The sequence below is a fragment of the Bradyrhizobium sp. CCBAU 45389 genome (assembly GCF_028128625.1).
Classification (GTDB): domain Bacteria; phylum Pseudomonadota; class Alphaproteobacteria; order Rhizobiales; family Xanthobacteraceae; genus Bradyrhizobium; species Bradyrhizobium liaoningense_B.
In genome coordinates, this window is the sequence record NZ_LBIY01000090.1 from 234,233 (window position 1) to 248,904 (window position 14,672).

10 protein-coding genes are annotated in these 14,672 nt (G+C 66.5%); 6 read left to right on the forward strand and 4 right to left on the reverse strand.

Annotation, left to right across the window (positions count from 1 at the left end; translation table 11 throughout):
* Positions 1-84 precede the first annotated feature (84 nt).
* From ygfZ to XH79_RS21170, 6 genes are all read left to right on the forward strand, one after another.
* Entirely contained in the window at positions 85-960 is an 876-nt protein-coding gene (gene ygfZ, locus XH79_RS21145; protein WP_271582789.1) for a CAF17-like 4Fe-4S cluster assembly/insertion protein YgfZ, read from the forward strand.
* Complete coding sequence (locus tag XH79_RS21150) at positions 957-1,583, forward strand: DNA-3-methyladenine glycosylase I (RefSeq protein ID WP_271582790.1); 627 nt, start codon at positions 957-959, stop codon at positions 1,581-1,583. The genes ygfZ and XH79_RS21150 overlap by 4 nt, the downstream gene beginning before the upstream one ends.
* Positions 1,580-2,194 (forward strand): YfbR-like 5'-deoxynucleotidase, encoded by a 615-nt coding sequence (locus tag XH79_RS21155; RefSeq protein ID WP_212347859.1) that lies wholly within the window; start codon positions 1,580-1,582, stop codon positions 2,192-2,194. The genes XH79_RS21150 and XH79_RS21155 overlap by 4 nt, the downstream gene beginning before the upstream one ends.
* A gap of 146 nt (positions 2,195-2,340) precedes the next feature.
* The gene (locus tag XH79_RS21160; RefSeq protein ID WP_018648769.1) at positions 2,341-2,847 is read left to right on the forward strand and encodes a tyrosine phosphatase family protein; all 507 of its coding nucleotides are present in this window, start codon (positions 2,341-2,343) and stop codon (positions 2,845-2,847) included.
* Between the two features lie 19 nt (positions 2,848-2,866).
* Positions 2,867-3,835: an NUDIX hydrolase gene (locus tag XH79_RS21165; protein ID WP_212347856.1), complete on the forward strand. Its 969-nt coding sequence runs from the start codon at positions 2,867-2,869 to the stop codon at positions 3,833-3,835.
* 51 nt (positions 3,836-3,886) lie between these two features.
* Positions 3,887-6,598, forward strand: coding sequence for a DUF2339 domain-containing protein (locus tag XH79_RS21170; protein WP_271582791.1), 2,712 nt, complete (start codon positions 3,887-3,889; stop codon positions 6,596-6,598).
* Between the two features lie 62 nt (positions 6,599-6,660).
* Here XH79_RS21170 and XH79_RS21175 read toward each other — a convergent pair whose 3' ends face one another.
* The 4 genes from XH79_RS21175 to XH79_RS21190 form a co-directional block, all read right to left on the reverse strand.
* The gene (locus tag XH79_RS21175) at positions 6,661-8,349 is read right to left on the reverse strand and encodes a methyl-accepting chemotaxis protein (protein WP_271582792.1); all 1,689 of its coding nucleotides are present in this window, start codon (positions 8,347-8,349) and stop codon (positions 6,661-6,663) included.
* A gap of 282 nt (positions 8,350-8,631) precedes the next feature.
* Complete coding sequence (locus XH79_RS21180; protein WP_271582793.1) at positions 8,632-10,602, reverse strand: methyl-accepting chemotaxis protein; 1,971 nt, start codon at positions 10,600-10,602, stop codon at positions 8,632-8,634.
* 199 nt (positions 10,603-10,801) lie between these two features.
* Positions 10,802-12,538 carry a methyl-accepting chemotaxis protein gene (locus tag XH79_RS21185; RefSeq protein ID WP_271582794.1) on the reverse strand — a complete coding sequence of 579 codons (1,737 nt, stop codon included), beginning with the start codon at positions 12,536-12,538 and terminating at the stop codon, positions 10,802-10,804.
* Between the two features lie 201 nt (positions 12,539-12,739).
* The gene (locus XH79_RS21190) at positions 12,740-14,482 is read right to left on the reverse strand and encodes a methyl-accepting chemotaxis protein (RefSeq protein WP_271582795.1); all 1,743 of its coding nucleotides are present in this window, start codon (positions 14,480-14,482) and stop codon (positions 12,740-12,742) included.
* Between the last annotated feature and the right edge of the window lie 190 nt (positions 14,483-14,672).

Genomic DNA, 14,672 nt, shown 5'->3' on the forward strand with positions numbered 1-14,672 from the left:
ATCCCCAAGCGCAGGGCTCGAGGTCTTGTCGTTTATGCCTTGCGGGCTTACGTTCCAGAGCAACATGTCGCAAGAGATTTTCGCATGAAATCAGCGTTTCTTCCGGACCGGGGCGTGGTCAAGGTCGCGGGCGAGGATGCGCGCAACTTCCTCAACGGCCTGGTCACGACCGACCTCGACAGGCTGAAGCCGGGCCTGGGGCGATTCGGCGCGCTGCTGACGCCGCAGGGCAAGATCATCGTGGATTTCCTGATCACGGAGGTGCCCGCCGGCCATGGCGGCGGGTTCCTGATCGATTGCCCGAAGGCGTTGGCGGACACCCTCGCCACCAAGCTGAAATTCTACAAGCTGCGCGCCAAGGTCACGGTGGAAAACCTCGATCTCGGCGTGCTCGCGGCCTGGGGCGGCCAGCCTGCAGCGCAGTCGGATCTGGCCTTCGCCGATCCGCGCAATGCCGAGCTCGGCACACGCATCCTGATCCCCGAGGATCTCAAGCAGAAGCTGTCCGACCTGATCGGCGCCGAGCTGGTCGATGCGGCCGAATATGAGGCGCACCGCATCGCGCTCGGCATCCCGCGCGGCGGGCTCGATTTCATGTACAGCGATGCGTTCCCGCACGAGACCAACATGGACCGGCTTGCCGGCGTCGATTTCGACAAGGGCTGCTATGTCGGCCAGGAGGTCGTCTCGCGCATGCAGCATCGCGGCACCGCACGCACGCGCAGCGTCAAGGTGCTGCTCGATGACATCTCGCCGGAGGTCGGCGTCGGCGTGATGGCCGGCGACAAGCCGGTCGGGACCATGGGCTCGTCGGCGCACGGCAAAGGCATCGCGCTGGTGCGCATCGACCGCGTCGCCGATGCGCTCGATGCCGGACAGCCGCTCACCGCCGGCGGCCTTGCCTTGACGCTGGCCGACCCCGAAACCGTCCGCATTCCCTCGAAACAGCCCATCGCATGAGCCGCGCTCCCCGCCTGCATCCCGACGGCCTGACCCGCTGCCCCTGGCCCGGCGAAGATCCGCTCTATGTCGCCTATCACGACACCGAATGGGGCGTGCCCGAGTATGACGACCGCGCGCTCTACGAGAAGCTGATCCTCGACGGTTTTCAGGCCGGCCTGTCCTGGATCACGATCTTGCGCAAACGCGACAATTTCCGCAAAGCCTTCGACGATTTCCAGCCGGAGAAGATCGCGCGCTACAACGCGAAGAAGGTCCATGCGCTGATGAACGATGCCGGCATCGTGCGTAACCGCGCCAAGATCGACGGCGCGATCCTGAGCGCGAAGTCGTATCTCGACATCATGGAGAAGGGACCGGGCTTCTCAAAACTGCTGTGGGACTTCATGGGCGGCAAGCCCAAGATCAACCACTTCAAGACCACCGCGAGCGTGCCGGCCTCGACGCCGCTGTCGGTGCAGATTTCCAAGGAGCTGGCCTCGCGCGGCTTCAAGTTCGTCGGCCCGACCATCGTCTACGCCTTCATGCAGGCGACCGGCATGGTCAACGACCATCTCGTCGACTGCCATTGCCACGCGACCTGCGGCAAGACGCAGCGCAAGCCGCGCCTCAAGGTCAAATGACCGCGAAGAAGACCGCGCGCGATGCGCAGTCCCGCGCCTGGCAGCGCATGCTGTCGGGCCGGCGGCTCGACCTGCTCGACCCCTCCCCGCTCGATGTCGAGATCGCCGACATCGCCCATGGGCTGGCGCGCGTGGCGCGCTGGAACGGGCAGACCACCGGCGCGCACATCTTCTCGGTCGCGCAGCACACGCTGCTGGTGGAAACCGTGCTGCGGCACGAGATGCCGCGCGTGGACCAGCGCATGCGGCTCGCCGCGCTGCTGCACGATGCGCCCGAATATGTGATCGGCGACATGATCTCACCGTTCAAGGCGGTGCTCGACGGCCATTACAAGGCGGTGGAGAAGCGCCTGCTCGGCGCCATCCACATCCGCTTCGGCCTGCCGCCGGTGCTGGCGGACGAGATCACGCAGGCCATCAAGGCCGCCGATCGCGGTGCGGCCTATCTCGAGGCAACCGAGCTCGCCGGCTTCAGCGACGCCGAAGCCAAACGCCTGTTCGGCCGCGATCCGGGCCTGCCCGACAGCGTCCGGCGCGACTATCTCACGCCCTGGACCGCGGCGCGGGCGGAGAAGCAGTTTCTGGAGCGGTTCAACGCGGTGTTTGCATAGCATCATCCCTTCGTAGTTTCGTAGGGTGGGCAAAGGCGCGCTTGCGCCGTGCCCACGTCCTTTCGCGCTTGCGACAAAGGTGGTGGGCACGCTTCGCTTTGCCCACCCTACGGCACCGGCTATAATCGCCGGCAAAAAGGTCCGCCATGATCCACGTCTGTTCCCTCGCCGCACTCCCCGAAACCGTCCGCCTCACCAGGGCCAGCCACGTGCTGACCGTGATGGCCAATGTCGAGCAGGTCGCGCGTCCGGTATCGGTGCTGCCGGCCAACCATCTCAAGGTGTCGATGGACGACATCACCGAGGAGATGGACGGCTTTGTCGCACCGTCAGAGACGCATATCGAGCAGGTGCTGAACTTCGTGCGCGGCTGGGACCGCAGCGCGCCGCTGGTGGTGCATTGCTATGCCGGCATCAGCCGCTCCACCGCGAGCGCCTTCGCCGCCGTATGCGCGCTCAATCCACATCGCGACGAGATCGAGATCGCGAAGAAGATCCGCGCCGCCTCGCCGATCGCCTCGCCGAACCGGCGCATCGTCGGCCTCGCCGACCGTGCGCTCGGGCGCAACGGCCGCATGCTGCGCGCGCTCGACGAGATGGGCCCGGGCGCGATGATGGTCGAGGGCCGCCCCTTCGTGATCGAGCTCGAATGACACAAGCGATCTCAGCCGCATGAGCGAGACGCTGCTGACACCGATCGAGATCGGCCTGACCGCCGCGATCGTCGCGATCGAGGACCATGAGCCGCTGATCCTCACCGCGCACAGCAGCGACGGGCTGGCGGGCCTGCCGTTCGGGCCGTTCGATGCGCTGAGCCATCGCACCTTCGAGATCGGCCTGCGCGCCTGGGTCGAGGAGCAGGCGGGCTTGCGGCTCGGCTATGTCGAGCAGCTCTACACCTTTGGCGATCGCGGCCGTCATGCCGAGGCCGGCGACACCGGCGCGCATATGGTGTCGATCGGCTATCTCGCGCTCACGCGCGCCGCGGGCGGCGAGCTCGCAGCAAACGGTGCAAGCTTCGAGCCGTGGTACCGCTTCCTGCCCTGGGAAGACTGGCGCGAGGAGCCGCCCGCGATCATTGCCCGCGACATCATCCCCGCGCTGACGGCTTGGGCGGAGCAGGAGACGCCGGAGACGACGCGCGCATTGCCGCGCAGGGATCGCGTGCGGTTCTATTTCGGCCTCGACGGTGCGCCCTGGGACGAGGAGCGCGTGCTCGACCGCTACGAGCTGCTCTACGAGGCCGGGCTGATCGAGGAGGCACGGCGCGACGGTCGTCCTGCGGCATTAGCGCGCAAGGCACTGCCGGCGCTCGGGACCTCGATGCGGTTCGATCACCGCCGGATTCTCGCCACGGGAATCGCGCGGCTGCGCGCAAAGCTGAAGTATCGTCCTGTGGTGTTTGAACTTTTGCCCGCCGAGTTCACACTTACTGAATTGCAGCATACGGTGGAGGCGATCTCCGGCCGGCATCTGCACAAGCAGAATTTCCGCCGCCTGGTCGAAACGGAAGCCCTGGTCGAACCGACCGGCGTGATGTCGACACAGACGGGCGGACGGCCGGCAGCGCTCTACCGCTTCCGCCGCGAGGTGCTCCAGGAGCGGCCCGCGCCGGGCTTGCGCGTGCGCTCCCGGCGCTAGATCCTGAGATTCGTGGGACCGGCCCCTGCCCGCCGGTTGCCTGGAGGCTTCATGTTCGACGGCCCGTTCGACGCCTTTGCGCTGATCATTGCGATCATCGCCTTCCTGATCGCGATCAAGGCCTCCAGCCAGGCGACCGAGCTGCGCCGTCGGCTGAACTTGCTCGAAGAGAAGTTTTATGCGCAGCGGCCTGTCGTGCAGCCGCCGCCGCTGATGCCCGCGCAGGTGCAGGCTGAAGCGCCCGCAACGCCCGCCGCCGAGCCGCCGCCGCTTGCGCCGGAAGCGGAAACGACGCCGCCTCCGCTCGTCACCGAAGAGACCTCACCGCCCCCGCTCGGACCGAGCACGGGCACTGATGCGCCGCCTCCGGTGCCGGAGGCCGCGCCCGCGCCCGGCTTCGAGGAGCGTCTCGGCACGCGCTGGGTGGTGTGGATCGGCGGCCTTGCGCTCGCGCTCGGCGGCTTCTTCATGGTGCGCTATTCGATCGAGGCCGGCCTCCTCGGCCCCGGCGTGCGCGTCTTCCTCGGCGGCCTGTTCGCGGCAGCGCTGCTCGGTGCCGGCGAATGGACGCGGCGCAAGGAGAGCATCTCCACCATTCAGGCGCTGCCGATCGCCAACATCCCCGCGATCCTCACCGCGGCCGGTACGGCGGTGGCGTTCGCCACCATCTACGCGGCCTATGCGCTCTACGGCTTCCTCGTGCCGGCAACCGCCTTCGTGCTGCTCGGCATCGTTGCCATGGGCACGCTCGCCGCCGCGCTGCTGCACGGGCCCGCGCTCGCCGGCCTCGGCGTGGTCGGCGCCTTCGTGACGCCGATCCTCGTCTCCAGCGGGAAGCCGGACTATTGGGCGCTCTACATCTATCTCGCCATCGTCACTGCCGCGAGTTTTGGCCTCGCGCGTATCCGGCTGTGGCGCTGGCTGGCCGTCACGACGATCGCATTCGCGGTGCTCTGGATCTTCCCGGGGCTCGATACCGAACAGGTGCAGGTCGCGCCGCACGCCTTCCATGTCATCGCCGGCTTCGTGCTCGCCGCGCTGCTCGTGGTCTGCGGCTTCATGTTCGGCCCGACCATCGAGGACGGCGAGATCGAGCCGGTCTCGTCCGGCGCGCTCGGCGCCTATCTGTTCGGTGCGATGCTGGTCGTGCTGTCGAGCGCGCATGCCGATCTCGCGCTGATCGCCTTCACGCTGCTGGTCGGCGGCACGTTGTTCGTCGCCTGGCGCGCGCCTGCGGCGACCGGCACGCTGGGCGCTTCTGCTGCGACCGTCTTCATCGTGTTCGCCGAATGGGCGGTGCGCGCCAACCCCGATATGCTGGTGCTGCCGGGCGGCCCGATGCCCGGCGTCGGCCCTGTCGCGACCGACAGCTCGGTGACGCTGCATCTGGTGATGGCCGCGATCTTCGCCGCCGGCTTCGGCGTCGCGGGTTTCTTCGCGCAGGGCCGCTCGAACTCGGCGATCATTCCCGTGGTGTGGTCGGCGGCGGGCGTCGCCACACCGATCGCGATCCTGGTCGCGCTTTATGCGCGCATCGCCCATCTCGACCGTTCGATCCCGTTCGCGATCCTCGCCGTTCTGCTCGCCGCAGCCTTCGGTGCTGCGACCGAAGCGCTGATGCGTCGCGAAGAACGACCGGGTGTTGCCACCTCGATCGCATTGTTCGCAACCGGTACACTCGGCGCGCTGGCGCTGGCGCTGACCTTCGCGCTGGAGAAGGGCTGGCTCACCATTGCGCTCGCGCTGATGTCGCTCGGCACCGCCTGGATCTCGTTGCAGCGGCCGATTCCGGTGCTGCGCCGGTTAGCGGCGATCTTCGCCGCGATCGTCACCGCGCGCATCGTCTATGATCCGCGCATCGTCGGCGATGCGGTCGGCACGACGCCGATCTTCAACTGGCTGCTGTGGGGCTACGGCCTGCCAGCCGCCTCGTTCTGGGGCGCGAGCATCTTCCTGAGACGCCGCGGCGACGATGTCCCCTTGCGCGTCGTCGAGGCGGCCGCGATCCTGTTCACCGCGCTGCTCGCCTTCGTGGAGATCCGTCATTTTGCCACCGGCGGCCAGATGACCTCGGCGCCCTCGCTACTCGAATGCGCGCTGCAGGTCTGCGTCGCGCTCGCCATGGCGATCGGACTGGAACGCCTGCGGCTGCGCAGCCGCAGCATCGTCCACAATGTCGGCGCGGTCGTATTGACGGCGATCGCCGGCCTCATCAGCGTGTTCGGCCTCTTCATCCTGGAGAACCCGCTGATCTGGCGCATCGACGTCGGCGGCGCGGTCTTCAACCTGCTGCTGCTCGGCTATGCGCTGCCTGCGGTGCTGATGCTGCTGCTCTCCTACGCGGTGGTCGGCGAGCGTGGCAAGGTCTACGCCAACAGCATCGCCGGCGGCGCACTGGTGTTCGCACTCGCCTATGTCACGCTGGAGATCCGCCGCTTCTATCACGGCCCCATCCTCTCCAGCGGCCCGACCACCGGCGCGGAGCAATACACCTATTCGATCGGCTGGCTCGCCTTCGGCGTGGCGCTGCTCGGGGTCGGCATTCTCGTCAACTCGGAACGGGCGCGGCTGGCGTCCGCCGCCGTCATCGCGCTGACGATCCTGAAGGCCTTCGTCATCGACATGTCGACGCTGACAGGCGTCTATCGCGCGCTGTCGTTCATGTGCCTCGGCATCGTGCTGGTCGCGATCGGCTGGCTTTACCAGCGCATCCTTTTCCGGCGGCAGGTCGCACCGCCGCCGGCTCCGCAGACGGGCAGCTAAGCGTCGGGCGAGGTAGCTCACCTCTCCCCGGCGCGGAGAGGTGAACTAAGAGAGAGCGGGCGCTAGGCCGCGCGGACCGATTCTAGAAACTGCGCGACCTCGACCTTGAGGCGGGTGCTGTCAGTCGCCAGCGACTTCGCTGCCGACAGCACCTCAACCGAGGCCTCGCCGGTCTCGATCGCGCCGCGCTGCACGTCGGTGATGTTGGAGGAGACCTCCTGCGTGCCGACCGAGGCCTGCTGAACGTTGCGTGAGATCTCCTGCGTCGCCGCGCCCTGCTCTTCGACGGCGGCGGCGATCGCCGCGGACACTTCGGACAGCCGCTCGATGGTGCCGCCGATCTCCTGGATGGCGCTGACGGATTCCTGCGTCGCGGCCTGGATGCCGGACACCTGTGCTCCGATCTCGCCGGTCGCCTTCGCGGTCTGCTCGGCCAGCGCCTTGACCTCGGACGCGACGACGGCAAAGCCGCGGCCGGCATCGCCCGCCCGCGCCGCCTCGATGGTCGCGTTCAGCGCCAAAAGATTGGTCTGGCCCGCGATGGTGTTGATGAGCTCGACGACGTCGCCGATGCGGGAGGCGGCCTGCGAAAGCGCGTTGACGCGCTCGTTGGTCCGCGCCGCCTGCTCGACCGCTTCCGCAGCCATCCGCGCCGAATCCTGCACGCGGCGGCTGATCTCGGTGATCGAGGACGACAGCTCTTCCGAGGCGGAGGCGACCGCCTGGACGTTGGTGGAGGCTTCCTCGGAGGCCGCCGCAACGACGGTGGCGAGCTCCTGGCCGCGCTGCGCGGTGCTGGTCAGCGTCGACGCCGACGCCTCGAGCTCGGTCGAGGCCGAGGAGACGGTGCCGACGACTTCGCCGATCATCGTCTCGAACTTTCGCGTGATGGCATCGACCCGGCGGCCGCGCTCGATCTTGGCCTCGGCGTCGAGCCTGGCCGCTTCGTCGGCGGCCCGCTTGGCGATCAGCGCTTCCTTGAAGATCTGCAGCGCATCCGCCATCGAGCCGATCTCGGTCTTCTCGCCGCGATGCGGCACCTCGGCCGAGAGGTCGCCCTCGCCGAGCGACTGCATCGGCTTGATGATCGAAGCGATGCCACGCGAGACGTCGCGCACGAGATAATAGGCGGCGCTGATCGCGATCACGACAGAGAGCACGATGATTCCCACCAGCACGCGGAAGATCAGGGCATAGCTGTCGGCCGCCTGCTTGGTCTCCAGCTCGGCGCCGCGGTTGTTGAGCTCGATGTCCTTCTGAAGCAGGGGATCAGCCGCCTGGGCCATCTTCGCAACCTTGGTCTGCAACAGCTCGTTGGCGTCAGTCGGGAAACGGCCGACGCCCTTGCGCGACAGCGCCATCACGTCCTGCACGCCGATTAGATATTCGGCCCAGGCCTTGGTCCATTGCTCGTAGAGCGAGCGCTCCTCGGCGGAGGTGATCAAGGGCTCGTAGACCTTGCGGGTCTGCTCGATGCGCCCCTGCAACGAGGCCAGCCGCTTCTCTGCGGCCTCCTTGCCCTCGGCGCTGTCCTGCATCAGGTGCAGGCGGAGCGCGACGCGCAGCTCGTTGATGTCGGCGCGGAGCGAGCCGAGCGCACGCACGCTCGGCAGCCAGCTTTCCGCGATCTCGACCGTGTGGGCATTGATGTTCTGCATGGTGCCGATCGCCGTCACGCCGACGCCGGCGAGCGAGAGCACGAGGATCGACAACACGGTCAGTAGCTTGAAGACGATCGACAATTTCGACATCACGACAAATCCCGATGAGACTAGCAACGCGCAAATCACCCGCGCCGCCATCGTCACGACGGACGACAGGGCGGAAGTCATTCCAATAATGCTGGCTGGTTCTTGTCCGGTAAGATTGCGCACATAGTCGCAAACAGGCGTTAACAGGGACCTACGTGGAACTACGGGGGCGATCCGGCCCGCGTTATTTTTTCCGCAACCATTTGTTGCGGCCGCGCAGATATCGCGCGGTGCCGCACCAGCACACCGCAATGCAACATTGGAACGGCGGCACCGACATCGTCACGCGGCCCGTACCGACTCCAAGAAGCGCGCGACCTCGCCCTTCAACCGGTTGCTCTCCCGCGACAGCGACCGGGCGGCCGAATGCACCTGCGCCGAGGCGGCTCCAGTCTCGCCGGCGCCACGCTGGACGTCGCCGATATTCGCCGAGACCTCGGACGTGCCGTGCGCGGCATGCTGGATGTTGCGGGAGATCTCCTGCGTCGCCGCGCCCTGCTCCTCCACCGCGGCGGCGATGGTCGACGAGATCTCCGACATCCGCGCGATGGTGTCGCCAATCTCCTTGATTGCGCCGACGGAGTCTTCCGTCGCGGTCTGAATCGCGCCGATGTGCTGACTGATCTCGCCCGTGGCTTTCGCGGTCTGCTCGGCCAGCGCCTTCACTTCGGTCGCGACCACCGCAAATCCCTTGCCGGCTTCACCGGCACGCGCCGCCTCGATCGTCGCGTTCAGCGCCAGGAGGTTGGTCTGGGCGGCGATGGTGTTGATCAATTCGACCACGTCGCCGATGCGGCTCGCCGCCTTCGTCAACTCGGCGACGCGCGCGTTGGTCCGCTCGGCCTGTCCGACCGCAACGTCGGCGACACGCGCCGATTCCTGCACCTGGCGGCTGATCTCGGAGATCGAGGAGGTCATCTCCTCGCTCGCCGACGACACCGACTGCACATTGGCGGACGCCTCCTCCGAGGCCGCCGCCACGGCGGTTGCGAGCCCGTTGCCGCGTTCGGCGGCCTGCGTCAGCGTGTTGGATGAGGCCTCGAGCTCGGTTGCCGCCGACGACACGGTCTCGATGATCTCGCCGACCGCGCCTTCGAACGTATCGGCAAGCCGCCGCATGTCGGCCTTGCGCTGTTCGCGTCCGCGCGCAGCCGCTTCCGACTGTTCAACGCGCAGCCGCTCGGCCTCCGCCATGCTGGTCCTGAACACCTCGACGGCGCCGGCCATTTCGCCGATCTCGTCCCTGCGCCCGACGCCGGGAACGGAGATCGAGAGTTCGCCGCGCGCAAGCCGCGTCATCGCACCGACCATGGCACCGAGCGCCTTCGAGATCGAACGTCCGAGCAGAAAGCCGGTCACGGCGAGCACAGCGACGGTGATGCCGAAGGCCACGGCCATCCACAAACGCACGGCCTCGCGGGTCGCGGCCTCGGCCGCGTCAGCCTGCTTGTACATGGCATCGACCGCGGTTCGCACCTCGACCATCGCAGGCTCGATTTCGCGGAAGGTCTTCATCATGGCGGCGTCGAGAACCGCACTCTGCCGTGCCGTCTCGGCCCAGGCCGCGAACTCGGACTGGTATTTCTGGAGCTTGGCCGTGATGTCGTTCATCGCCGCCGTGGGGATTGCGACGACCTCTATCGCCTTGGAGAATTCAACCCCGGCCTTCTTCACCTCGGCAATGTATTTGGGGTCGCGCCGCAGCATGAAGTCCTTCTCGTGCCGGCGCATCATCAGCATCCAGGTTGTCGTCCGGGGATCGTCGATCTCCTTCAGCTTGACCTCGATGTCGTGCACCGCGCCGCGAAGCGAACCGGACAGGCCGAGCGTCTCATTCAGCCCGAGCCTGGTCTCGGCTGCCACCAGTGCGGCGAAGTCGGACGCGTAACGCTTGAAGCCGTCCTGGGCCTGCTTCATCTTCTCGGACAGTGCGCTCATGCCGGCGGCCGCCATCAGCCGCTCCACCTCGTCGAAATCGCGGTTGATCGGCCCGATCAGCTCGGCATGCGCCCTGGCATAGCTCTCGGTACGGCGCTGCTGGAAATTCTTCTCGTTACGACGGGCCTCCAGCATGTCGATCGAGAGCTGCTTGTCGAGATCGGCGATCGCGCGGGCGCGGTTGGCAACAGTGCGGGAGGCATCCTGGGAGAGGCTGCCGATCTGGTAGATCGCGCCGAAGGCGGCAAGACCGACGAGGCCGAAGAGTCCGATCGCCATGACCTTGTGGGTCAGGCGGATGGAGATGCCGCTCATGAATGTGCTCCAATAGGCTCGGGACGCAATACAGGCAGGGCGATTCAGCCCCGGAAATCGCGGGCATCATGACTGCGTCGCTTTTCCGGAAAGTTAACCCTGCGCCTTATCCGTCATGGCGCCGCAGCCTGCGCACGCGCGAGCGCAGCGCTGCCACGCGCGGCGGTTGCAGGCTCGAGCTATGGAAGGACGGCCGCCGTCAGGCGGCGCGCACGGTGCCGAGGAACTTGCTGACCTCGAGCTTGAGACGGTTGCTGTCGCCCGACAGCATCTGCGCGGCGGACAGCACCTGCGAGGACGCCGAACCGGTCTCGCTCGCGCCGCGCTGCACGTCGGTGATGTTGGACGACACCTGATGGGTGCCTTCCGCCGCCTGCTGCACGTTGCGGGAAATTTCCTGCGTCGCCGCGCCCTGCTCTTCCACCGCGGCCGCGATCGTCGAGGAGATCTCCGACAGCTTTTCGATGGTGTTGCTGATGTCCCTGATGGCGCCGACCGAATGCTCGGTCGCGGTCTGGATGCTTGCAATCTGATGGCCGATCTCGCCGGTCGCCTTCGCCGTCTGCTCCGCGAGCGCCTTGACCTCCGATGCGACGACCGCAAATCCCTTGCCGGCCTCGCCGGCGCGCGCCGCCTCGATCGTGGCATTGAGCGCCAGCAGGTTGGTCTGGCCGGCGATGGTGTTGATCAGCTCGACCACGTCGCCGATGCGCGTCGCCGCCTTGGACAGTTCGCTGACGCGCTCGGTCGTGGTGCGCGCCTGGCCGACCGCCTCATTGGCCACTCGCGCAGATTCCTGCACCTGGCGGCTGATCTCGGTGATCGACGATGACAATTCTTCCGTGGCCGAAGCCACCGACTGCACGTTGGTGGACGCCTCTTCGGAAGCGGCGGCAACCATGGTGGTGAGCTGCTGGCCGCGTTCCGCAGTCGAGGTGAGCGTCGATGCCGAAGCCTCCAGCTCGGTCGCAGCCGATGACACGGTATCGACGATCTCGCCGATCGCGGCCTCGAAGCCGTCGGCAAGCCTGTGCATCTCGGCCTTGCGCTGCGCGGCCGCGGCGTGGTCCTGCCTGACCTTCGCTTCGGCCTCCTCGCGCGCCTTCTGTTCCGACACGACCTTGAACTTCTCGACGGCCGCAGCGACGCCACCGACCTCGTCCTTGTGGCCGAGCCCGGGCAGCACCACGGAGAAGTCGCCGCCGGCGAGCTTGTCCATGGCCGCGGTGAGCGCGCGGATCGGCCGGGCAATGGTGAAGAAGGACATCATCCAGGAGCCGATCAGAACGAGCATGGCGCAGATACCGACCGCGATGCCGAGACGTTCGCCCGCCGCCATCTCCTGCGCGGCGGCGGCAAGTTCTTCCTCGCTTTTGTGCTTGGAAAAATCCGCAATCTCGCTCGTGATCGTATCGAGCTCGGCAGCAATCGGCAGCGTCACCTCACGCACCAGGCGCGCGCCTTCCTCAACGAGCCTGGCGACATTGGCGGCCGCGTCGGGCCCCGTCGCTGCGATGGCCTCGCCGCGGATGGCCGCGACCCGTCGGGCAGCCCTAAGATAATCCGCGCCGAGGCTCTTGAGCTTTTCCATCCGGGTCCGGTTTTCCGGCACTTGCGACAGCTTCAGCATCGCCTCAGCGACTTTGGTCAACGTTTCGGCGCGCTCGACCAGAGCATCGCCGGCCTTCTGCAGCTCGGCCGCGTTGCCGGCGAGCCGGATGTCACGGACGGCGAGCTGCATGCTGCGCGCCGCAAGCTTGGCTTCCACCGCCTCGCGCGCCAGCGCGAGCTGCGCGACCGCGGCCTTGTTGGAGTCCCGCACATTGCCGTTGCCGACGAGCTGGCTTGCGATGATGCAAAGGACCAGGAGGATGCCGAGTGCCGACGCGATCGCCAGCTTGGTCCCGATCCGCAAATTCCGAACGAGGCTCAACATTGGTGTTTCCCCAAAGGAATGCGCAGCCGAGTCGTTGTCGGCGCTCCCTGGCGTTGATCGCTCTTGCTCAAAAGGTGAGCGCCAGCCATTCCAAATTGGTTAACAGCGCTACCGTTCAAATACTGAATTAGTACGAAAACCCCTTGAAATTCAGCACGGAATGCGAGCTTAACAAGTTAATCACACGCGAAGATGGGAAGGTCAGGCGGCCCGCACCGTCTCGAGAAATCTCCCGACCTCGAGCTTGAGACGGTTGCTGTCGCCCGACAGCATCTGCGCGGCGGACAGCACCTGCGAGGAAGCCGAGCCGGTCTCGCTGGCGCCGCGCTGCACGTCGGTGATGTTGGACGAGACCTGCTGCGTGCCATGCGCGGCCTGCTGCACGTTGCGGGAGATTTCCTGCGTTGCGGCGCCCTGCTCTTCCACCGCGGCCGCGATCGTCGAGGAGATCTCGGACAGCTTTTCGATGGTGTCGCTGATGTCCCTGATGGCGCCAACCGATTCCTGCGTAGCGGCCTGAATGCCGGAGATCTGCTGGCCGATCTCACCGGTCGCCTTCGCCGTCTGCTCCGCGAGCGCCTTGACCTCCGATGCGACGACTGCAAACCCCTTGCCGGCCTCGCCGGCACGCGCGGCCTCGATCGTGGCATTGAGCGCCAGCAGGTTGGTCTGGCCGGCGATGGTGTTGATCAGCTCGACGACGTCGCCGATCCGCGTCGCCGCCTTGGACAACTCGCTGACGCGCTCAGTCGTGGTGCGGGCCTGCCCGACGGCTTCGCTCGCCACGCGCGCGGATTCCTGCACCTGCCGGCTGATCTCCGTGATCGAGGACGACAGCTCTTCCGTGGCCGAGGCGACCGACTGCACGTTGGTGGAGGCTTCTTCCGAGGCCGCCGCGACCACGGTCGTGAGCTGCTGCGTGCGCTCGGCGGTCGAGGTCAGCGTCGTTGCGGACGCTTCCAGCTCGGTCGAAGCCGATGACACCGTTCCGACGATCTCGCCGACGGCGCCTTCGAAGCTGTCGGCAAGCCTGCGCATCTCCGATTTGCGCTGCTCGGCTGCAATCTGATCCTGCCGCATCTTGGCTTCGGCTTCCTCCCGCGCCTTCTGCTCGGACACGATCTTGAATTTCTCGACGGCGCCCGCAACTTCGCCGACCTCGTCCTTGCGGCCGAGGCCCGGCAGAATCACCGAGAAATCACCGCCGGCCAGCTTCTCCATCGCCGACGTCAGCGCCCGCATGGGCCGCGCGATGCTGAAGACGGAGAAGATGCACGCGCCGATCAGAACCAGCGCGACCAGCACGCCCGTGACGAGCGACACCCGGGCAACGGACGCGGCCTCGGCTTCCGCCTCCGCACGCGCCTCGGCGCTGCTCTTCTTGGCGAAGTCGATGATCTGGTTGGCGAGCTCGGATATCTCTTCGTTGATCGGCGCCAGGATTTCCTTGCGGATCCGGTTGACCTCGGCCGCGAGCCTTGCGTGCTCCGCCGCCGCTTCGCCGTCCTTCTTGCCTTCGAGCGCAAGCTCCTGTTTGCGGACAGCTTCGATCTGCTGCCCGCCCTTGCTGAAATTGCCGATCAGCACGGTCAGGCGGTCGATCCGCTTGTGGCTCTCCGGCGAGTGTGACAGCTTCGCCATCTCCCCCGCGGATTGCAGGACCGAGGTCTTGCGATCGCCGAAATAGGTGACCGCCTTCTGCATCTCGGCCGGCGAGGATGAGGTCAGGATGTCGCGAATGCCGATCTGCATCCCGCGGACCGACGCCTTCGCCTCCGCGGCGTTTTGCGCGATCGCCTGCTGTCCCGATGCGGCGTTGCTGAGCCTCTGGATTTCGGTGCCACCGTTCATCTGGAGGAAGAGCATCAGCGCGACGAGGGCGATGGTCAGCGCGGAGGTGACGGCGAGCTTAGTGCCAATTCGCAAGTTCTGAATGAACGACATTGAAGCAATCCCGGGATACGCATTGTCGCGCCGATGCGCGTGAACAGTTCGGGAAGGCTAGCTCGCGAGGTTCCTCATTAACGTTAAGCGAGAGCGCCTGCGGCCTGGGTAGAAATACTGAAAACGCGGCTCAAACCATGGGACTTGCACACTTTTCGCGTGCACTGAATTTGCACTTCGCGGATTTGCG

Excerpts from the sequence above, each read along its gene's own strand:
- ygfZ (WP_271582789.1), top strand. The coding sequence starts at position 85 with ATGAAATCAGCGTTTCTTCCGGACCGGGGCGTGGTCAAGGTCGCGGGC.
- XH79_RS21150 (WP_271582790.1), top strand. The coding sequence starts at position 957 with ATGAGCCGCGCTCCCCGCCTGCATCCCGACGGCCTGACCCGCTGCCCC.
- XH79_RS21155 (WP_212347859.1), top strand. The coding sequence starts at position 1,580 with ATGACCGCGAAGAAGACCGCGCGCGATGCGCAGTCCCGCGCCTGGCAG.
- XH79_RS21160 (WP_018648769.1), top strand. The coding sequence starts at position 2,341 with ATGATCCACGTCTGTTCCCTCGCCGCACTCCCCGAAACCGTCCGCCTC.
- XH79_RS21165 (WP_212347856.1), top strand. The coding sequence starts at position 2,867 with ATGAGCGAGACGCTGCTGACACCGATCGAGATCGGCCTGACCGCCGCG.
- XH79_RS21170 (WP_271582791.1), top strand. The coding sequence starts at position 3,887 with ATGTTCGACGGCCCGTTCGACGCCTTTGCGCTGATCATTGCGATCATC.
- XH79_RS21175 (WP_271582792.1), bottom strand. The coding sequence starts at position 8,349 with ATGTCGAAATTGTCGATCGTCTTCAAGCTACTGACCGTGTTGTCGATC.
- XH79_RS21180 (WP_271582793.1), bottom strand. The coding sequence starts at position 10,602 with ATGAGCGGCATCTCCATCCGCCTGACCCACAAGGTCATGGCGATCGGA.
- XH79_RS21185 (WP_271582794.1), bottom strand. The coding sequence starts at position 12,538 with ATGTTGAGCCTCGTTCGGAATTTGCGGATCGGGACCAAGCTGGCGATC.
- XH79_RS21190 (WP_271582795.1), bottom strand. The coding sequence starts at position 14,482 with ATGTCGTTCATTCAGAACTTGCGAATTGGCACTAAGCTCGCCGTCACC.